General features: G+C 53.3%; 15 protein-coding genes. All 15 read left to right on the forward strand.

What is annotated here, in order from left to right; genetic code table 11:
• The first annotated feature begins 64 nt into the window (after window positions 1–64).
• The 15 genes from DQG23_RS13165 to DQG23_RS13235 all read left to right on the forward strand — a co-directional run bounded on the left by DQG23_RS13165 (window position 65) and on the right by DQG23_RS13235 (window position 19,850).
• Window positions 65–1,396 (forward strand): sugar ABC transporter substrate-binding protein, encoded by a 1,332-nt coding sequence (locus tag DQG23_RS13165; RefSeq protein WP_238177876.1) that lies wholly within the window; start codon window positions 65–67, stop codon window positions 1,394–1,396.
• A gap of 96 nt (window positions 1,397–1,492) precedes the next feature.
• A complete protein-coding gene (locus DQG23_RS13170) occupies window positions 1,493–2,371 on the forward strand; it encodes a carbohydrate ABC transporter permease (protein ID WP_113031309.1) in 879 nt (292 codons plus the stop codon).
• Complete coding sequence (locus DQG23_RS13175; RefSeq protein ID WP_113031310.1) at window positions 2,364–3,194, forward strand: carbohydrate ABC transporter permease; 831 nt, start codon at window positions 2,364–2,366, stop codon at window positions 3,192–3,194. Before DQG23_RS13170 ends, DQG23_RS13175 begins: the two co-directional genes overlap by 8 nt.
• Window positions 3,195–3,279: 85 nt before the next feature.
• Window positions 3,280–6,318, forward strand: a complete 3,039-nt coding sequence (locus DQG23_RS13180) for a glycosylhydrolase-like jelly roll fold domain-containing protein (protein WP_158560451.1) — start codon at window positions 3,280–3,282, stop codon at window positions 6,316–6,318.
• Window positions 6,319–6,399: 81 nt separating this feature from the next.
• The gene (locus DQG23_RS13185) at window positions 6,400–8,400 is read left to right on the forward strand and encodes an alpha/beta hydrolase family protein (RefSeq protein WP_113031312.1); all 2,001 of its coding nucleotides are present in this window, start codon (window positions 6,400–6,402) and stop codon (window positions 8,398–8,400) included.
• Window positions 8,401–8,614: 214 nt separating this feature from the next.
• Window positions 8,615–10,309 carry a hypothetical protein gene (locus DQG23_RS13190; RefSeq protein WP_113031313.1) on the forward strand — a complete coding sequence of 565 codons (1,695 nt, stop codon included), beginning with the start codon at window positions 8,615–8,617 and terminating at the stop codon, window positions 10,307–10,309.
• Between the two features lie 123 nt (window positions 10,310–10,432).
• Window positions 10,433–11,479, forward strand: a complete 1,047-nt coding sequence (locus DQG23_RS13195; RefSeq protein WP_113031314.1) for a LacI family DNA-binding transcriptional regulator — start codon at window positions 10,433–10,435, stop codon at window positions 11,477–11,479.
• A 176-nt stretch (window positions 11,480–11,655) separates the two neighbouring features.
• The gene (locus DQG23_RS13200) at window positions 11,656–12,807 is read left to right on the forward strand and encodes an N-acetylglucosamine-6-phosphate deacetylase (protein WP_113031315.1); all 1,152 of its coding nucleotides are present in this window, start codon (window positions 11,656–11,658) and stop codon (window positions 12,805–12,807) included.
• Between the two features lie 168 nt (window positions 12,808–12,975).
• Window positions 12,976–13,689, forward strand: a complete 714-nt coding sequence (locus DQG23_RS13205) for a FadR/GntR family transcriptional regulator (RefSeq protein ID WP_113031316.1) — start codon at window positions 12,976–12,978, stop codon at window positions 13,687–13,689.
• Between the two features lie 78 nt (window positions 13,690–13,767).
• Window positions 13,768–14,454 (forward strand): FadR/GntR family transcriptional regulator, encoded by a 687-nt coding sequence (locus DQG23_RS13210; protein ID WP_113031317.1) that lies wholly within the window; start codon window positions 13,768–13,770, stop codon window positions 14,452–14,454.
• A gap of 168 nt (window positions 14,455–14,622) precedes the next feature.
• On the forward strand, window positions 14,623–15,717 hold the full coding sequence (gene thrC / locus DQG23_RS13215; protein WP_158560453.1) for a threonine synthase: 1,095 nt from the start codon (window positions 14,623–14,625) through the stop codon (window positions 15,715–15,717).
• A 124-nt stretch (window positions 15,718–15,841) separates the two neighbouring features.
• A complete protein-coding gene (locus tag DQG23_RS13220; RefSeq protein ID WP_113031319.1) occupies window positions 15,842–16,828 on the forward strand; it encodes a Gfo/Idh/MocA family protein in 987 nt (328 codons plus the stop codon).
• Between the two features lie 36 nt (window positions 16,829–16,864).
• Window positions 16,865–17,599 carry an MBL fold metallo-hydrolase gene (locus tag DQG23_RS13225; RefSeq protein ID WP_113031320.1) on the forward strand — a complete coding sequence of 245 codons (735 nt, stop codon included), beginning with the start codon at window positions 16,865–16,867 and terminating at the stop codon, window positions 17,597–17,599.
• A 53-nt stretch (window positions 17,600–17,652) separates the two neighbouring features.
• Window positions 17,653–18,531 carry a dihydrodipicolinate synthase family protein gene (locus tag DQG23_RS13230; RefSeq protein WP_113031321.1) on the forward strand — a complete coding sequence of 293 codons (879 nt, stop codon included), beginning with the start codon at window positions 17,653–17,655 and terminating at the stop codon, window positions 18,529–18,531.
• A gap of 275 nt (window positions 18,532–18,806) precedes the next feature.
• Window positions 18,807–19,850 (forward strand): succinylglutamate desuccinylase/aspartoacylase family protein, encoded by a 1,044-nt coding sequence (locus tag DQG23_RS13235; RefSeq protein ID WP_113031322.1) that lies wholly within the window; start codon window positions 18,807–18,809, stop codon window positions 19,848–19,850.
• Window positions 19,851–20,165: the final 315 nt, after the last annotated feature.

Here is a 20,165-nt window from a genome sequence, read left to right on the forward strand (position 1 = left end):
CATCTAGAAAGTACTCAGCTTAAGCATGATCAAATCGCGGTGAAATGAAAAGGGAGGGTTTCAATTGAAAAAAGGTCTACTCGCATTATCGGCTTCCATGTTAGCGCTGTCATTGGCTGCTTGCAGCAGCGGCGGCGAAAAACCGGCAGAAAGCGCAAAGCCCGGCGACGCATCCAAATCTCCGGAAGCATCCAAGGCTCCCAAACAGATGACGCTTAAGATCGGTCTCCCCGGATCGTACGACGTAACGAAGAAAGAAATTATCGACGGCTTTATCGCCAAAAATCCGAACATCAAAGTAGAACTCGTCGAAGCGCCTTGGGGCGATTTCGTAAAAAAAATTCAAACGGAAATCGCCGGCGGAACGGCTCCAGATATTTGGTTCCAAGAAAACGCTGTCATTCTCGGATACGGGAAACGCGGCGTAGCGGAAGACCTGAGCGGCTACATTAAAAAGGATCTGAAGCAGGACGAGTACATTTCCGGTCTGTTCGCAGCTCAATCGAGCGACGGCAAAGTATACGGCGTTCCTCACGGCATTAACCCGATCGCGCTTGCTTACAACAAGAAGATGTTTACGGATGCAGGCGTGCCGCTGCCGACCAAGGACTGGACGTATCAGGACATGCTTGATGCGGCGAAGAAGCTTTCCAAAGATACGAACGGAGACGGCAAGCTGGATCAATACGGCTTCGGCGCTTCCACCAGCATCACGGTCGGCTGGTACCCGTGGACCCGCTCCAAAGGCGGCCAGGTGCTCGACGAGACGAAATCGAAGGCGATGTTCACCGATCCGAAATCGCTCGACGGCATCAAAACATGGGCGAACCTGGTTAAAGACGGCATAAGCCCTGACACCGATTTCTACACGGCGGCAGGCGGCGACTGGAAGGCGTTCGCATCCGGCAAGGTAGCCATGTTCTTCATGCAATACAGCAACTCGGCGCTTATTAACAAGGACTTCCCGAACCTCGATTACGATACGATCGAAATTCCGAAAGGTTATGACGGCAAACGTCTCGTGCCGATGGTTACGAACAGCTGGGTGATTTTCTCGAAAGCGAAAGCCGACGCGAAAGAAGCCGCTTGGGAATTTATGAAGTATTACCTGAGCGAAGAAGCGCAAACGGTTTTGGCGAAGAGCGGCGCGGCTCTCCCTGTCAATAAAAAGGCGATGACGCAGCTTGACACGAACGCAAGCCCGAAAAACAAAAAAGCATATAGTGACGGTATCGCCGAAGCGGGCGTAACGCTTGACGAAAATCCGAGCTGGAACGAATGGCGTCTGGCGGCTCAACCGATTTACTCCGATATTTATGCAGGAAAACTGACTCCTGAAGAAGGCGTGAAGCAGCTGCAGGAAAAAGTGCAAAAGGTGCTTGACGACAATAAATAATATCAGGTTTTAGTTGGCGAAGGGTCCCTTAATGGGACCCTGCCTTCTCCCACGGAATAATGATCCTCGTGTTTGGCTTGATAGGGAGGGAATCGTTTGCAAAAACAAAATCGTTGGGGCTATATTCTTACGCTACCATTCACGATTCATTTTATCGTATTTTTCGCATTTCCGTTCATTTTCTCCTTTTACCTGACGTTTACGAAATGGGATATGTTCAATCCGCCGGACTGGATCGGGATGGGCAACTGGACAAAGCTGCTTACGGATAAGCCGTTCTGGTACGGGATCCGGAATGCCGCATTGTTCGCCGCCGTATTCGTTCCGCTGCAAACGATTTTTGCGCTTATCCTTGCTTTTTTTCTGAATCAGGCGATTCGGGCGAAATCGTTTTACCGGGTCATCTATTTTCTTCCCGTCGTTACCCCTTGGTTAGCCGGAGGTACGATGTGGAAATGGATGATGAACAAAACCTACGGTTTGGCAAATTATATGCTCAGCTTATTCGATATACCGCCAGTCGATTGGCTCGACAGCAAGTACTGGTGGGTGCCGATCACAAGCGTGGCGCTGGTAAACGTATGGAAAGGCGTCGGCTCTTCGATGATTATTTTGCTGGCCGGCATTCAGAGCGTTTCGAAGGAGTTATACGAGGCTGCTGCACTGGACGGCGCAACAAGGTGGACATTGTTCTGGAAAATCGTATTCCCGATCGTATCGCCGATGATTTTTCTCGTGCTCATCCTTTCGACGATTTCTTCGTTCCAGGCGTTCGACGTATTCCTCGTCATGTTCTCTTCGCCCGATATCGTATCGGATCAGAAGCTGACGCCGAACATCTTGATTTATAAGGACGCGTTCCTGACATCCAAAATGGGTTACGCTTCTGCGATGTCCTGGGCTTTGTTCGTACTCATCATATCGGTAACGCTCGTGCAGAAATGGTTTGAGAAGAGGTGGGTTCATTATGAGTAAACGGTTTTCCTTGAAAAACGGAATCATTCATATCTTGTTGATTCTGGGCGGAATCGTTATGCTGATGCCGTTTTATTGGATGGTCGCCACCTCGCTCAAGTCCGGAGGCAATGTGACGAAGGTGCCGCCGCAGTGGATTCCGAACCCGATCGATTGGAGTTATTACTCGACGGTATGGATCAAAGTGGACTTCGCGCGTTATACGTTTAACAGCTTTTTTATCGTCACGCTGGATGTCATCGGCACGCTTCTGTCATGCGCGATGGTTGCGTTCGGCCTTGCGATGTTCAACTTCAAGCTGAAAAAAACGATTTATCTTGCGATGCTTTCCACGCTCATGCTGCCGGCGCAGGTGACGATGATCCCGGGTTACTTCATTTGGAAATCGCTCGGCGGACTCGACACGTACATGCCGCTTATCGTACCAAGCTTTTTGGCGGGCGCCTTCGGTATTTTCCTGCTGCATCAGTTTTACAAAAGCGTACCCAGGGAGCTGTTCGAAGCGGCTACGATCGACGGCTGCGGTCCTTGGCGGGTGTTGTGGCGAATTTATTTCCCGCTCTCCCGTTCGGCTTTGTCGGCGCTCGGCGTATTTACATTCATGGGCGCTTGGAGCAATACGATGGGACCGCTCTTGTATCTGCATGACAAGAAGATGTTCACGCTGCCGCTCGGCTTGCTTTTCTTGAGCAACGACACCGGCGTTCAGCCTCAGCTGCTGATGGCGGGCGCGGTTATCGTCACGATACCGGTCATCATCATTTTTATCATTGCGCAAAAGCAGTTCGTGGAAGGAATCGCTTCAACGGGATTAAAAGGATAAACAAGCATAGACATACTTGCCTTAAAACTTGCTTCGTTTCAGGATGCGCTTATGGAAAGCGGATAAAAGAAAGGGCGGCGAAAGCGTGCTTTCATTCTGGTTTTTGAATCACGATCTTGAAGACGACGAGCTGAGATGGCAGCTGGACGAAATGAAGGACAAACGCTTCACCGGCGTTTTCATTCATCCGCGGGACGGCTTGAGCGTACCGTACGGCACCGAGCTCTGGTTTCATAAGGTGTCCGTTATCGTCGAGCATTGCGCCCGAATCGGGCTGCAAGCTTGGCTGTACGACGAGGAGCCGTTCCCGAGCGGTACGGCTGGAGGCCGGGTGTTTTTCGACCGGCCGGAGTTTAAAGCCAGACATTTGACGATGGAATCCTTCGACGCCGGAGGCGGACGCGTGAAGCTCGACTTCGCGCCGGGCCGTCTCATTCGTACGATCGGCATTCGCAAGGAGAACGGCCGCTTGACCCGCGAGTGGCTTGATTTAACCAAGCATACCGGCCTTATTCGCAGCGAATGGGGGCCGGGTTACATTCAGCACGGCATTTATTATCCGCCGTACACGGATTCTGGGAATCCGCATTGGCGTGCAGCATCGCATAGCCCTCATTATCGTATCGATTGCGTGCTGCCGGACGGCGACTGGACGGTTTGCGCCTTCGTCGAACGGGAAATGCCGAGCGGGCGCTGGGGCTTTTATACGGACTTGATGAATCCTGATGCGGTTCGCTATTTTATCGAATTAACCCATGAAAAATATGCGGAACGGTACGGAGACTTGTTCGGCGGCGTTATTCCCGGCATTTTCACGGACGAGTTCAAAGTGATCGGCGATGCGGCGTGGTCGCCAGTCCTCGGCGCCTTCTTCCGTGATCTTTTCGGCTATGACATCGAGGAACTTCTCCCGGATTTGTTCCTGACCGTCGATGAAAGCACGGCGCAGGTGCGCCACGACTACAGGCTTGCCCTCAGCAAATTGCTAAAGGCGTCATACGTTGAACCGATTGCCGAATGGTGCGCGAAGCATCGCCTTCTCATGACCGGACATATAAGCCCGGAGGAGGATCCGGTCGGAATGACGAAATGGACGCCTTATTTGCTTTCTCTCCTGAAGGGCTTCCATCTGCCGGGAACCGACCTGATCGGCGGGAAAATCGGAAGCGAGGAATACCCGCTGCTGCATCTCGGACCGAAGTTTGCCAGCTCCGCGGCGCATCATTCCGGCAAGCGCGAAGCGATTGTCGAAGCGTACGGCGCGAACGGCTGGGAAACCGACTACAAGACGATGCTCAAAATGGCCGACTGGTTGTTCGTCATGGGGATCACGGATGTCGTCGTGCACGGACAATATTATTCCGTCGACGGGCTTCGTAAAAAAGAAGCGCCGCCGTCTTTTTTCTACCAATCGAGCCATTGGCCGTTTTTCGGCGATTTTTCCGACTATATCGTGCGAATGTCGTCGCTTTTGAAGGAGGGCGAGCATCGCTGCCATTTGCTCGTTTATTACCCGCAAGCGGCTTTCAGCGCGCTGATCCCCGACCGGCTCGAGGAAGCCGATACGCTTCGCCGCAGGCTGGGCGATTTGCTGCATGAGCTGCTCAGCTTTCAGTGGGATTTCGATCTCGTCGACGAAGAAACGCTGCTTGGCATGGAAGTCAGGGACGGGAAGCTGCAGGGCTTCGGCGGCGAGACTTACGACTTGCTGCTGCTGCCGTACGGCGGCCATATCGAAAGCGGGACGGCAAAAATGTGCAGCGAGTTTACGGAACAGGGCTTACCGGTGTGGCTGGTAGGAGACGAGCCGCAAATCGTGAAATCCGCAGGCGAAATCGGTTCGATCGACGAGCTTGCAGCCGCTGCGACTCAAGATAAGCCCTTTTGGACGAAATCGGTCGCGCGCGAAAGCTTGCTTGCGGAGTTGTCGTCCGTTATCTCCAAAGACTTGACGTTATGGAGAGCGAAAGATGGCGGCGGGGGTTCGGGAAAGCCCGCTCAAGCTTACGTGCATGTGCGTACGTCGGGATCGAACAGCAGAGTGATGTTCGTTAATGCCGTTAAAGAACGGCAGGCGGTATGCTTGAAGCATCCCGTAACGGGGGAAGTTATCGAATTCGCGCTCCCGCCGAACGGAGGCGTACTCCTCGACGTGAATGAGGACGGCTTCGAATGGAAAACGGGCGTAGGCCGCTTGCTGGAAGACGGCATCTATCCGGAGCTTCCGGATTGGAGCAATGCAGCGTCTGTGTCGCCGCAATCAGGAGGGGATGCCGGTTTCACGATAGACTTATCCCTAGACTGGCGCTTGAAGCCTAAAAACGACAATGTGCTTGTTTTGTCCCACTGGCATTTCTGGGATCATGAGCGGAAGCATGGCCAGCCGGTGACGCTTACGCCGGCGGTCAACTTAATCGCACAGCCTAGCGTTTGCTTCGATAAGGAAGGGCACGGCTACTGCCGTTTTTATGCCGAGGGCGATCCCGTGCCTACTTTTCTCGTATACGAGCAGTCCGCTTGGGCGGGCGAATGCGTAATTGCCGTAAACGGACAGGAAATTCCTTCCGGAAGTCAAACGCGCAGGTACGACGTTCACAATTTTGAAGTCGATATTTCTCCTTATCTCAAGCGGGGGAGCGGCGTACAAACGAACGTCGTTGAAGTGCATTTTCACGCAGGCGGGCAGCTGAAGGAGCCGTTCCGGCTTTATGGAGCGTTCAAGGTTTCGTTCCCGTATGCTGGATTTCCACCGGGACGGCTGCATTACGGAGATAGCGAATGTCATCTGCATCATCTGGATTCTTGGGATGACATCGGTTATCCGCACTATGCGGGTACGATGGCTTACGAGAAGGAGATAACGTTAACGGAGGAATGGCTGGAAAGCGAAGCGGAGTCCGTTTGGCTTTATGCGGAGGAAGTGAATGACGCGGCCCGGTTGTATGTCAACGGCATTTACTTGGGCACATGCCTCAACGATCCTTTTGCCTGGGATGTAACAGACAGCTTGCAAGCAGGAGTGAACCGGATTTCGATCAAAGCGGTTAATAGTCCGATTGCCTTGTTTGAAGGCGGACGCAAGCGGGCAGGCTTGCGAGGCCGTATTCGGCTGATAAAGAGATAACCTCAGCTTGTAAATGGATGCCGGAGCAGCAGCAGGAACAGGTAAGACCGAAAATGTCGCGAGAACGGTGGGAGATGGAGCATGGAATATAATGTGAACGATTTGGAACAATTTTCGCTTAATATTTACGACGTGAAGGATCAGCTCAAGCAGCATGTTTACAAAAGATCGGCCGAAGCGCTTGCAGCCGGGGACTTGGCCAGGGATGCCGTTCAGACGCAGGAGGAGCTGGAGCGTCGTCGTCTAGCGGCTCGGGAGGCGTTTTTGGATGGAATCGGAGGCTTGCCCGAATACGGCGGGCCGCTGAATGCGGCGATTGCCGGTGAATTGCGGATCGAGGGTATGCGCATCGAAAAAGTCGTATATGAATCGCGTCCCGGCACGCATGTGACTGCTTCCATGTATATTCCGGACGGATTAACAGAGCCTTCTGCAGCGGTACTATTCGTTTGCGGCCATTTTGAAAACGGACGGCTCGCGCCGAATTATCAGGCCGTTTGCCAAACGATCGCTGCAGCTGGGCTGATCGTTTTTGCCGTCGATCCGGTAGGACAAGGGGAGCGGGCCACGTACTTCGATCCTGCGGCTGGAAAGATGCTTGTGCCGCGCAGCACATCCGATCATGAGCAGGTTGGCGCGCAATGCTGGCCGCTCGGCGACGGGCTTGCCCGATATTTTCTGCACGACGTTACAAGGGCCGTCGATTATTTAAACACGCGTCCGGAAATCGACCCGCGGCGAATCGGCATCACAGGCAACTCCGGCGGAGGCTTGCAAACGACGATGGCGATGCTGGCGGAGCCTCGTATTGCGGCGGCGGCACCCGCTACTTTCGTCATGAGCAGGGAAAGCTATTTGTATGCCGGACAGGCGCAGGATGCCGAACAAATATGGCCGGGGATGTCGGCGAAAGGGTTCGATCACGAGGACCTGCTGATGGCGATGGCGCCGAAGCCGGTACTTGTGTTGGCCGCGCAATACGATTTTTTTCCGATCGAGGGCACGAGACGTACGGTCGAACGAACGAAACGGTTTTGGGAGATGTACGGTAAACCGGAGCAGCTCGTATTGTTCGAGGACCGGTGCACGCATATGTATTCGAATAGAATGGCCGGAGCGGCGGGCGCTTTTTTTGCCGAGCATCTGTTGGGTGCGGAAAATGCCAGGTTGGCTGACGCGATTCGCGGCGGTGCGGAAAGCGGTTTGTTCTCGCGATTGACTACTTACTTTTCCTTAGTGGTGCCTTTGGCTGAAAGCGAGCTTGCATGCACAAGCGGCGGACAGGTGCGGGGCCATTATGCCGGCGAACGCGGGCCTTGCGAAGAAAACGCGGACCGGGTCCGGGAGCTGGAACGCTTGCGCAGCGAAATGTCCGAAGAGGAGCGTAAACGCCGTGCGCTGGAGTGGCTCGAAAGGACCGTTTTGGCGAATCGCAAACCCCGCGAGCTGAATCCGCGTCATTTGCCGTTAGGCATTGTCGACGGACTGACGGCGGAAAGCTGGCTGTGGTGGAGTCAAGAAGGCATATTTAACCATGCATTCGTTTTTCGGGATGAAAAGTCAGCTGACAGCAAGAAGCCTATGGTCATTGCCGTATGGGAGCGCGGAACGCGCGAGCTGGCTTCCCGGATGAATTGGATCAAAGAGACCGTCGCTGCCGGAAAGGCCGTCATGGTGCTCGACGTCAGCGGGGAGGGAGTCGTAACGGCGAACGCGATATGTCCGCGGGGCATGTACGACCGGTTCGGAACACTCCATAAGCTTGCGACGGATTTGTTTTTTATCGGAGACAGCATCGCGGCGATTCGCACCTTTGACGTGCTGCGAGCTGTGGATATGGCTGCGCTGCCGAATCATATTGCCGCGGAGACGATTGAGGTGTACGGAGAAGGCAAATTCAATTTGTATGTAAGGCTTGCGAAGGCGCTTGACCGGGATCGGCGTGTCGCAGCATGGAGCGCCGGCAGCGGTATGCAAAGCGTCGCGGAATGGTATGAAGACCTGTATTATAGCGAGATTGACGTGCTTGGCACCGTTTTGCCCGGCATGCTCCGGTATTTCGATCTGCCCGAGCTTGGCTAAGAGCAAAATAACGTAAATGGGAGATGGGAGCGGATCATTCCGCTCTCTTCGCATACCAGCCCGATTCAGGCTTTCTAATGGATATCGCTTGGTTGTCTCGACGATGTGTTCCGTCGGAGACGGTAAAAACCTAAGCCGCTGATAGTGTGGTATTGGTTTTTACCGATGCCGATTAGAAGGCTGAGCGATCAAGCAAAAGAACGGAGAGATCATCTTGAGTAATGGTTTGCATGAACCACGGTCTACTAAACGAATTGTACGCATTGAATCCGTTGCTGATTTACGTGAATATGAAGGAAATACGGATGGCGAGGTCATTGAGCTTGTCAGTTACTATGCGGATTGGCTTCCAAACTCTACGCCTCCAGCGGGGGGAGGAATGTTCGCGCGTCTGACAGACGGTGAGCGTGCGGATAACGGCGGGACGATTATTGCTGTGACTGGTAGTTCGACTCGTTGGGTTCGTATGAATGTATCCGAATTAGATCCAGTGGAGTTCGGAGCAAAGGCTGATGGAATAATTAATGATCGGGCTGCAATAGAATCGACGCTGGCAGCATTAAATTCCGATGTAAAGGTCGTTGATTTCAAAGGGAGAAATTACTACCTTGGAACTGTTGATCTGAATGAACAGCCCGTATTTCAAATTAATTCCAAGGATGGCGTTCGATTGATGGGAATGCCGAGGATGCATGTAACAAATCAATTAACAGACTACCTTGGCTATTCACCGATTTTTGAGTTTATCGACTGTAATGATATTTATGCTGAATGTCATGCCGTTTCCGATAGCTTTGATCCGGCATCTCCCCATGGTCCTGTAGCTGTTCAATTGAAAAGCGCTTCAAAATCAGTTGCCGGGGCTCGTATTATAGCTAAAGTAACGAGAGGCCTTGCTGCCTTGCAAACGGTGCGAATGACCAATACCAAAACGAGGCGTCAATCGGCTGATCCGACATGGAAATCGATCGAATATTCCGTTGAGGCGGACGATTCAGAGTATGGTGTACGCTTTATCAGCTCCGGCGATGATGCCCATGGTGTGATTCGTACAAATCAGGTGTCGCGCTCCTATTTTGTTGTTGGCGTTTCGAATCACACTGCTGTCGTCAATTCCTTGAATCAACGATATTTTATGGATGTGTTAATCAAGGCGTACTTTGATGATGTAACCAATATTCATGTGATATTAAACCAGCAATCATCAAACGGAGCAGAGTGGCCTGTTTCTATCGAACACCAGAACGATACCGACGATACCACGATTAAAAACATTACTTTAGATCTCAATATTATCGACCGTATAAACGTCAGGGCGTATACCAGAGAATTTGTATGTGTAGGAAGATCGCTAACCTTGGCAGGGGCGAATAGGGCAACTACCAATTGCGTCACTGATGAAATCACCATTAGAGGACATATCGAACAGCATCTGCATTCGGATTTATTAACATTGCCCTCGATAACCAATTCGGGCGGCTTGATCCATTTAGATATGTTTTCGACATTGAACGATACGCAAGGATTTACAATATGTCGAGGATCAAGTCGATCCGGGAAGGTACAAGGGGATTTAACCGCGAAGCCCGCTAGAATATCGCTTCGGGATTTGCGGCCGGATGGACTTGAAGTCGCGGTGGATATATTCATGAAAGCAGATAACGCAGACTTAGGTGCAGCGAACAGCTTTAGAATTCGTGAGAATCTGTTGCTAACTCTGGCGGATGACGGGTCGGGAGCGGTTATCGATGTTCAACATGTAAATAGCCGTCATCGAGGAACAGGAGCGATTCCTACAGTCACTTATTCCATTCATGATGGAGAATTGCATGTACTGGGCAGCGAATACACACGTGCAAATGCTGAAATGACAGTTAAAATGGAAATAATCGGCGGTCGTGTAGTTTGAAGCCTAGCGGATGTCCAAGCCTGCGGAAGTATGGTATACTTTGAGACAGATGAAACCGATTACTATTAGAGGTCATTTTAAATATCCCGTATACTAAAACCTGTCCAAATGGTGGTAATAGACATGCAGAAAAGAGTTACGATACACGATATTGCGAAGGAGGCGGGCGTTTCTTCCGCTACCGTTTCACGGGTGCTCAGCAACAGCGATTATCCGGTAAGCGCCAAGCTTCGTTCGAAAATCCAGAATTTAGCCGAGCAAATGCAATATATTCCGAACATGATCGGCAAACAACTGAAAACGGACAATAATATGACGATCGGCGTCATCATCCCGACGATCAGCAACCCGTTTTATGCGGCGGTTATGTTAGGGGTCGAAGAAGCTGCCCGTAAAAGCGGCTACCATGTGCTGCTTTGCAATTCCCTTCAGGACGGTAGTCTGGAGGAAGGATACTTGAAAACGCTCTTCGAGAAGCAGGTAAAGGGCGTCATTCTCTCTTCCATCTCCGGAAACCGGAAGCTGATGACTCATCTGATCAAAATGGGCTTAAATGTAATCGCTATCGATCAAAAGCTGGATATGCCCGATGTGCTGCAAATCGAGTTCGATTATCGCCGCGGCGGTTATATGGCGGCCCAGTACCTGCTCGAGCAAGGGCACCGGAAAATCGGCTATGTGACGGCCCCGCTTGATCGCCCGAGCCGTCAGCATATTTATCACGGCTTTTTTGAAGCGCTTCATGCGGCCGGTGTGGACAAAAACGATAGCTACGTACAGATCGCCGACGAGGAAAAAGAAGTTTACGACGGCATTTACGAATTCGAGAACGGCAAGGTGCTGACTCGCAAGCTTCTGCAGCTTGACGAGCTGCCAAGCGCGATTTTTGCTTGTAACGACTTGACCGCGTTCGGCGTCATAAACGAACTGGCCGCCAACGGCCTGCGCGTGCCGGAGGATATTTCGGTCATGGGCTTCGACAATATCGAATTCAGCAGAATGGTCACGCCGGCGCTGACGACGATCAAGCAGCCGAATTACGAAATGGGCAAGCTTGCCTGTTCGATGCTGCTGGATAAGCTGAGAAAAGACAATAATCACGAGATGGACGTCATGCTGCTTCCGAAGCTGATCGTCCGCGATTCCGTCAAAACTTTCGAGCTTGAATAAATGGTTCGGATCAATATAAAGCGCCCTAGCCTGAACGCCCATTCGTTTCTCTAAGCGTTCTTGAAAGGGCCTGCATGGAGCCGGTGCGATAAAGCGCAAGCCGAATCGCATTTTGCTTCGTTTCATTATCCGCAGCAATTATAGAAATCGATTACTATAAAAGGAGAGTTTTGTCGATGAAATGGTCCGGCAGAAGATACGATACGGGGCAATGCGTGGAGGTAACGTCAATAGACGGCAAAATTGCAGCGATAAGTCCGATCGAGATTGATGATAGGTTGCCTTGGTTGTCGCCGGGATGGATCGACCTGCAGGTGAACGGCTTTGCCGGCTTCGATCTGAACGACGAATCGACAAGCCCGGAGGAAGTGCTGAATGTTACAAGAGCGATGTTTGCTTGCGGCGTTACCGGATATTTGCCCACTGTCATAACCGGAAGCTTCGAGCGGATAAAGCAAGCGCTTGCCGGCATCAAGGATGCCTGCGATTCCGGAGATCAAGCGGCGGAAGCGATCTGCGGGATTCATGTCGAAGGGCCGTATTTAAGCGGAGAAGACGGTCCGCGCGGCGCTCATGACCGCGATTTTATCCGAGATCCCGATATCAAGGAATTCGAGAAGTGGCAGGAGGCGGCCGGCGGCCGCATCAAGCTCGTTACGATTGCTCCCGAACGTGCGGGAGTACCCGCTTTTATTCGCGAATTGAGCAAATCGGGCGTCACGGTAAGCATAGGGCATACGATGGCTACGACCGGCGAGATCGAAGCGGCGGTGAGCGCCGGAGCTAAACTTTCCACGCATCTTGGCAACGGCGCGCATCCGGTGCTGCCCCGCCATCCGAACTATATTTGGGATCAGCTGGCCGATGACGGCTTGCAGGCGATGTTCATTGCCGACGGGCACCATCTTCCGGCCAATACGCTCAAGGCGATGATTCGCGCCAAGGGGGAACGGTTCATCATCGTGAGCGATTGCGTCAAATTCGGCGGCATGCCTCCCGGCGTATATAAAAGCCTGATCGGCTCCGAAGTGGAGCTGCTTGCGAACGGCCGGCTGCAAACGGCCGCCAATCCGGCGATTTTGGCAGGCTCGGCCCAATCGATCGATCGCGGTGTCGAGAATGCGGTGCTGCTTGCCGGTATAAGCTTGAAGGAGGCGGTCGATGCCGTGACTGTACGGCCTGCCGAAGCGATCGGTCTTCACAATTGCGGGAAGCTTGAACCGGGGATGGACGCAAGCTTGACGCTGTTCGATTTCCAGCAGGGCACAATGCCGCTCACGGTCAAAGAGACGGTGCTGAAGGGGAAGACGGTTTATAGCAAACACTAGTTGATTAACGTACCGCCCGTTACCTCGCGCCTTGTGTACCCCCGTGCAAATTGACAATTACCGCCTCCAGCCGTTACATTAACTAATAGCGCTTATTTTTTGCTGACGGTCAAATCAAGGCTGCAGCACGTCTAAGCGAGATAAGCGGACCGAGCCGGAGGTGGACGGGTGAAAAGCATAAGGAAGGAAACGCTGTCGCAGCAGGCAGGTGACAGCATTAAAGCCTATATCGAACAAATGCGCTTGCAGCCGGGCGATAAGCTGCCCTCCGAGAAGCAGCTTATCGAGCGGTATGGCGTCAGCCGTACGGTCATACGCGAGGCGTTGAAATCGCTGGAGACAGTCGGCATTATCCAATTAAAGCCCGGGGACGGCATTTATGTTGCGAGACCGACGATAAGCGGAATGTCGCATCATTTTACATTTCATTGGAATCGAAATCCGAAGACGGTGAAGGAGCTTTTGCAGATCCGTACGACGCTTGAGCTGTACGCGATCGATTTGGCGGTCGGACAACAGGATGAAGAGCGAATCCGCCAGATGGAGCATTGGGTGCTCGAAATGGAAAGGAAGCTCAAGGAAGGCGTCAGCATCGCGCATGAGGATTTGCAATTTCATCGCGCGTTGTTTCGCGCGTCAGGCAATGAAACGTTATGCGAGCTGAGCGAGTTCATTGCGGGATTTTTCGTGCCGCTGGACGGCTCGGCGACGTTGATGCACGGCCCCGATCCTTTATCATTGCTGGAACACAAGCAAATCCTTCATTGGATTCGCGCAGGAAATGCGGCTAAGGCGAAAGCTTGTCTGCAGGAGCACTTGCGTCCGGTGGAATCGTTCGTCGCTTCGATGGAAGCAAGTGTAGAACCGAATGAGAATAAATAATAGGACTCCGCGAAATGCTCTAGGTTGCCGGTCTGAGGCTAATGCAAGGGCGGGAGTACGGAAAGGAGCTGACGAGCGATGCAGCCGATGGAACCTGGCGAGCAGCTTCAGCGAAACATGCTCAGCCATTTGGCAAGCGATCGGATTAAAACGTACATTTACGAGAATGGATTGAAGCCGGGAGATAAACTTCCGACGGAGCGCGATTTGGCCGAACGGCTTCAAGTAAGCCGGACTGTCATCAGGGAAGCGCTGAACCAGCTGGAGACGCTGGGTCTCATATTCAAGGTGCAGGGCAGCGGAATCTTTATTGCGGAGCCGAATTTGACCGTATTTTTCCGTCAATTGCTGTCGGGATGGGAGACGGATAATCAAAGCTTGGCAAAGCTGCTGGATTTTCGGCTGATGCTGGAGCAGGCGGCGCTGAGCGAGATCGCGGAGCGAGCGGACGACGAGGATTACCGGATGCTGGAGAAGCTTATCGGCGAGGCCGAACAGCCGGGGATCGACGGGGCAAGATTTTTGGCACTTGATGCGCAGTTTCACCGCGAGCTGCTCAAGCTGACGCGAAACGATCTTTTTATCCAGCTGGTCGCCATTGTTCAGGATTATTTTTCCTCAGTGGAACGCAAAGGGGTTATACCGCAAACGGAAGGAATCCGGGCGACGATACAGGACCATAAGTCGCTGATCGCGATGCTTCGCAGCCACAGTCTGAACGAAGCGAGACAGCTGCTGAGAAAGCACTTGCACCCAATAACGTAGTGACGGCAACGACGAAAAATGAACGGCTTCGTTTCGATCATTTTTTCGTTGACCGTTCGGTTTGGAAGTGCTATCATCAAATTGGTCATACCATAATATATAATGATCGGTTACGGCATATCGAAGTTTTTCCGATATCCGGATGGATAATCGAGGAGGATGTGGACCATGCTTGGAAATCCGCGCAAGCTCGGCGTATGGCGGTATGAAACGCTGCTTCCGCAGGTTGCGGAAGAACGCCAGGTTACTTTAGGGGAAGGCTGCACGCCGCTTGTCAAAAGCGCAGGCATTGCCAAAGCGCTTGGGCTAAGCAATTTGTATTTCAAAATCGAGTCCGGAAATCCGACCGGCTCGTACAAGGACAGAATCGCCGCAGTCGGCGTTTCCTGGGCGCTGCAGCAAGGGAAAACGGCGTGCATCGGCACGACCTCCGGCAATGCGGGCGCCGCAGTCGCCGCATACGCCGCGCGGGCCGGAATTCCGTATCACTTATATGTGCTTGAGCATATCGTCGAAGCGAAGCTGGTTCAGGTCGTGGCTCACGGCGCTAACGTAACGAAGGTGAAAGGCTTCGGTGAAAGCGCTGCAGTCGGCGACAAAGTATTTGCGCATATCGCCGAACAAGCGGAGCGGATGAACTGGGAGTCGATGATTACGGCTTACAAATGCAATCCCGTTGCGATGGAAGGCGTGAAGACGATCGCATTCGAGTTGTACGACGATTTGGTCGAAACGACCCCCGATGCGGTATTCGTGCCGGTGGGCGGCGGCGGTTTGTTTACCGGCATTCGCAAAGGCTTCGAGGATCTCGCGCGTTTGCACGGGGCTTCGATGCCATCGATGGTCGCGGTACAATCGGCCGGCTGCGACAACATCGTGCGCGGCTGGAAGCAAGGCAGCGCGACTGCCGCGGGCGGCGATTCGACCTCGCAAATATCCGGACTGCAGGTGCCGAATCCGCCGGACGGCGAGGAGGTGCTTCGCGTTCTCAATGCGAATGAAGGCTGGGCCGAGGCAGTCGCCGACAACGAAACCTGGCATTGGCAGGAGCAGCTTGCGGAGAAGGAAGGCATTCTTTGCGAGCCGGCCGCGGCAATTTCGCTCGCAGGTCTCGCCCAGGCGCTTAGGGAAGGACGAGTCGGCAAGGATGCGACGATCGTATGCGTGCTTTCGGGCGCGGGCTATAAGGATGCAAAGCGGCTGCAGACGATTGTCGACGGCAAACCCGCGGTTCCGTTGAAGTCTGCGGATGAGCTGTCCTAATCTCACGTTAGGCGGTGCATGTAACGACAAGGAGACGGAAAATAAGAGACTCCTTCTCATCGGTTCGCTTTTATAGAAAAAAACTTTTTATTTCCAAAGTTAAAAACGACGTGGAGGCGGAAGCATGATTAAAGTGGGATTGATCGGAATAGGCAGATTTTCAAACTTTCACTTGCAATCGATACGTCAACTCCCGGGTGTTACCGTTACCGCCGTTGCCGATCTTAACCCGGAACGCGTTGAGAGCGTTAAGGGGGAATGGGGCTGCGCCGGATATACGGATTGGCGGCGCATGCTCGAGGAACAGGAGCTGGACGCGGTTACGGTTCTCACTCCCGAGCACGCGCATGAAGAGCCGGTTATGGCTGCGCTGGATGCAGGATGCCATGTTTTTGTAGAAAAGCCGCTCTCGATCGATTCCGCAGCATGCGAGCGAATGATCGCAGCGGCCGGGAAAGCGGATAAGCTGCTGATGGTCGGTCATGTTTGCCGCTTCGGCATTCGCCATTTGGAGATGAAGCGGGCGGTCGACAGCGGAGCGCTCGGCAAGCTTCGTTCGATCTACGGCCGGAGAAACAATGGCAGCAAATATTTTCCGATCTATAAGCGCGTCGATCCGGTTTATATACTCGGCATTCATGATATCGACCTGATGCATTGGCTCTCCGGCTCCACCGTAACCGAGGTATTCGCGCGCAGTACGGGACCGGCGGACGGAGGCGTCGACTTGCAGTGGGCGATGCTGACCTTCGCGAACGGAGTCATCGGCGTAGTCGAAAGCAGCTGGCTTGTACCGGACGGGGCGCCGGCGGAAGTCGACGTTCGGATGGAAGTCGTAGGGGAACGCGGCACCATTCATTTTCAAGAGCCGGATGACGGCCTGTCCGTTTGGGGAGAGCGCATGAGCGAAAACACGCCTCTCCATGATTGGCAGCCGAAATACGGAAGAGTTTCCGGAGCGCTTGTTGAGGAGCTTCATCATTTCTATGACTGCGTTCGCAACAATCGCAAATCGGATATTTTGCTTCCTGAGGATGCGCTCGCAGCGGTACGCGTGGCGGAAGCGATCGTTCAATCCTGCAAGACCGGATTGCCCGTCAAGCTGGGCTGAACGTTCAAGGCGGTATTCGGAAGGAAGTGATTTTGCATGAACGTTTCGGAGCATGTTTTTATGGTGGGGAGCGGTTCGCTCGGTACAGGCTTGACGAACGATTATGACTGCAATGTTTATTTGGTAGTTAGCGGCTCGTCGGCAGCATTAATCGACAGCGGGGCAGGCATCGACCCTCAGGCGGTCGTTTCGCAAATTCGCGCTTGCGGGTGCAGGGAAATGTCAATCGATGCGATCATACTGACGCACGCCCATGCGGATCATGCCGGCGGGGCGGCAGAGCTGCAGCGGTTGACCGGCGCAGCGGTATATTGCCCTGCGGAGACGGCTCCCATCGTGAGATCCGGCGATGAAGAAGCGAACGGCCTGCGGCAGGCGCGAATCGACGGCATCTACCCGGCCGAATACCGTTTTCAGCCTTGCCCGTCGGCAATTCCGAAAGCGGACGGAGAAACGATCGCGATCGGCGATTTGACGCTGCAATTCGTCTACTCGCCCGGTCACAGCTTCGATCATGCGAGCCTTTATTGCCCGGAGCTCCGTGCGCTTTTCAGCGGGGATGCCGTGTTTGCCGGAGGGAAAATCGCAGCGATCCGTTCGCCCGATTTTTCCATGCAAGATTTATCGGTCAGTATAAGCAGGCTTGCCGCATTAAGGGTCGAGCATTTATTTCCAGGGCATGGTTTGCCTGTTTTCGAAACGGGAGGTCACGAAATCCGAACGGCGTTACAGGCATTTGAAAATGGCGGAGCACCGCAAAGTATCGTTTGAACCGGCTGCAGGAATGCTGTGGTCGCATATACCATTTTAGGGAGGAATTATAGATGAATAAAGGTTATTATACCGCGCTTGGCACACCGTTGGACGGAATGGGCAATGTGATCGAAAGCAGCTTGCGCAAACATGTCGTAGACCAAGTGAATGCCGGAGCGTCCGGCCTTCTCGCGATGGGCTCGATGGGCATTCAGCCGATGATTAAAGACGACCAATTCGTGAAGGTGGCCAAAATTACGGCGGAGGCGGCGGAAGGCAAAACCCCCGTGTTCGTCGGCGTAATGGACAATTCAATCGCACGCGTAAAAGCGAGAATCGACAGCTTGTCCGGTTTGCAGATCGATGGGGTCGTAGCGACGACGCCTTACTACTATACGCTTTCGCAAGACGAAGTATTGCGGTTTTTCACGGCGCTCGCCGAGGCTTCGTCATTTCCGGTTTATTTGTACGATTTGCCTGGCGTAACCAAAACGAAAATCGCAGCATCGACCGCACAAAAGCTGATGTCCGTTCCAAACATTGCAGGCATCAAATCCGGCGACTTGCCTACAATCCGTACGCTGGCAAGGGCATTGCCGGACACGAATCCGGACTTCCAGCTGTTGTTCAGCGGACTGGATGTTTTCGATGCGGCCTACGGCTACGGAATCGACAAAAACCTGGATGGCATGTTCAGCTGCACGGTGCCGTTGAACGAGCGTCTGTACAGCTCGCTTGCCGCCGGCGACAAAAAAGGCGCTGCGGAAGCATTGGACGGCATTTTGCTGCTTCGCGATACGTTCGTGGAAGTAAACGTCCTTGCCGGATTCACTTATGCGATGAACGTTCAAGGCTACGAAGGCAGCTTCTCGGCGGATTATTCGGCCGCTTTAAGTGAACAGCAGGCCCGCAAGGTGCACGAGTGCATGGAGAAGCTCGGCCTTATCTAAGTACAATCAGACGGAAATGAAAACCTTTTCTATATAAGTTGAACGAAAGAACGACAAGGGGAGCGAATGAAATGGAGAAAGGGAATTGTCTTGCAGCGAGTTTTGGCTTTGTGTTTCAACGCTCCGAAGGCCCATTCTAATATAGAAACGCAAAACAAGATGTCTGAAGCGGCAAGGCAATCCCTTTCGGAATGCAATGGATTCCCCACTTAGTGGTTCAACTTATTTAGCAAGGGACGTCGATTTATGTGTAAAGAGCTGGGGGAGTGACGAGCATGTACAAGCGAATGGCGGTCGAAAGCTTCCAGGTCGAGACGCTGGAGGCGGGGATTAAGCAAAGTTATGTACTTACGCTGGATGATGCTGCAGCGGCGCAGTCTGAGGATGCAGCGAACGCCGGCAGCGGACGGGAAGCTTGCATTCCCGTTCATGCGGTAAAAGGCAAAGAGCCCGGTCCTACACTGCTCGTTCTTGCCGCCGTTCACGGCGATGAATACGAAGGCGTGCAGACGATCATCGAGCTTTGCCGCGATATGCAGCCCGGGGATATTCGCGGAACGCTGCTGATGGTCCCGGTGACCAACGTGCTGTCGTACTACGGAGAAACCCGCACGACACCTGAGGACGGCTGCAATCTGGCGCGGGAATTTCCCGGCCTGCCGGACGGGTCCATAACGCAGCAGCTTGCGTGGCACTTGAAGCGGAAGCTTATTAGCAAAGCGGACTTCTTGCTCGATCTGCACAGCGGCGGAACGAATTATGCGGTACCGGAGCTCATCGGTTATTACCATAACGACGCCAGCGAGGTCGGGAGAAAATCGCGCGCCGCGGCGGAAGCGTTCGGTATGGAGGTGCTCTGGGCGCATCCGGAAATCGCGCCGGGACGCACCGTTTCGGCGGCGGTCGAATGCGGCGTTCCGTTCCTCTACACCGAAGCGTTCGGCGGCCGCCGTATCCGGCCGGAGGAGCAGCTTCGTTTTCGCGGAGGGGCATTGCGCCTTATGCGGCATCTCCGCATGCTGCTGGAGCCGGAGCGCTGGATTCAAGGAGAAGCGCCGCCGATCCGCTACCGGCTTTCAGGCGACGGAAATTTCGACCTGTCGATCAACTCGGCGGTCGAAGGTTTTTTCATCCCGGATGTCCGGCTGCTGGATCGCGTATCCGCCGGCGACCGGATCGGCGCCATCTACGATTGGTTCGGCGAGCTGCTTGAACCGTTCCATGCGCCGGAGGACGGCATCGTAGTCGGCATTACCGGAACGCCTTATATTCGAGCCGGCAGCTACGTGTATATGCTGACGAAGGTGATGGAAGGTTAGACTTGTTGTGTCTTGCAATAGCTTCATGATACACGGAGAGAAAGCACGGTTTCCCTTTGGAAGCTGTGCTTTTTTTGCGTTCGGTCGTACTATCGCTTCATTACAGCGGATCAGGCCTAATTGCCGCGAGGACGGATGTTTCCAATGATGAAGTGTTGGCGGCGCTTGATTAATAATCTCCCGTTTGGAATCAAAGCGGTTCCGGTTAAGATCTTCCATAAGTGGATGGCCATCGAGTGTGATAATTATCACAGTACCAAACTCACATGTCCTGTAGGATATTGGTAGGATAATCTATCGAAATCGCATAGGAGT

It is taken from the genome of Paenibacillus contaminans, from assembly GCF_003285015.1.
GTDB lineage: Bacteria > Bacillota > Bacilli > Paenibacillales > NBRC-103111 > Paenibacillus_V > Paenibacillus_V contaminans.

What these genes read in the sequence shown, in the direction of transcription:
- DQG23_RS13185 (WP_113031312.1), top strand. Translation starts at nt 6,400, where the DNA reads ATGGAATATAATGTGAACGATTTGGAACAATTTTCGCTTAATATTTAC.
- DQG23_RS13175 (WP_113031310.1), top strand. Translation starts at nt 2,364, where the DNA reads ATGAGTAAACGGTTTTCCTTGAAAAACGGAATCATTCATATCTTGTTG.
- DQG23_RS13200 (WP_113031315.1), top strand. Translation starts at nt 11,656, where the DNA reads ATGAAATGGTCCGGCAGAAGATACGATACGGGGCAATGCGTGGAGGTA.
- DQG23_RS13210 (WP_113031317.1), top strand. Translation starts at nt 13,768, where the DNA reads ATGCAGCCGATGGAACCTGGCGAGCAGCTTCAGCGAAACATGCTCAGC.
- DQG23_RS13230 (WP_113031321.1), top strand. Translation starts at nt 17,653, where the DNA reads ATGAATAAAGGTTATTATACCGCGCTTGGCACACCGTTGGACGGAATG.
- DQG23_RS13225 (WP_113031320.1), top strand. Translation starts at nt 16,865, where the DNA reads ATGAACGTTTCGGAGCATGTTTTTATGGTGGGGAGCGGTTCGCTCGGT.
- DQG23_RS13195 (WP_113031314.1), top strand. Translation starts at nt 10,433, where the DNA reads ATGCAGAAAAGAGTTACGATACACGATATTGCGAAGGAGGCGGGCGTT.
- DQG23_RS13235 (WP_113031322.1), top strand. Translation starts at nt 18,807, where the DNA reads ATGTACAAGCGAATGGCGGTCGAAAGCTTCCAGGTCGAGACGCTGGAG.
- thrC (WP_158560453.1), top strand. Translation starts at nt 14,623, where the DNA reads ATGCTTGGAAATCCGCGCAAGCTCGGCGTATGGCGGTATGAAACGCTG.
- DQG23_RS13220 (WP_113031319.1), top strand. Translation starts at nt 15,842, where the DNA reads ATGATTAAAGTGGGATTGATCGGAATAGGCAGATTTTCAAACTTTCAC.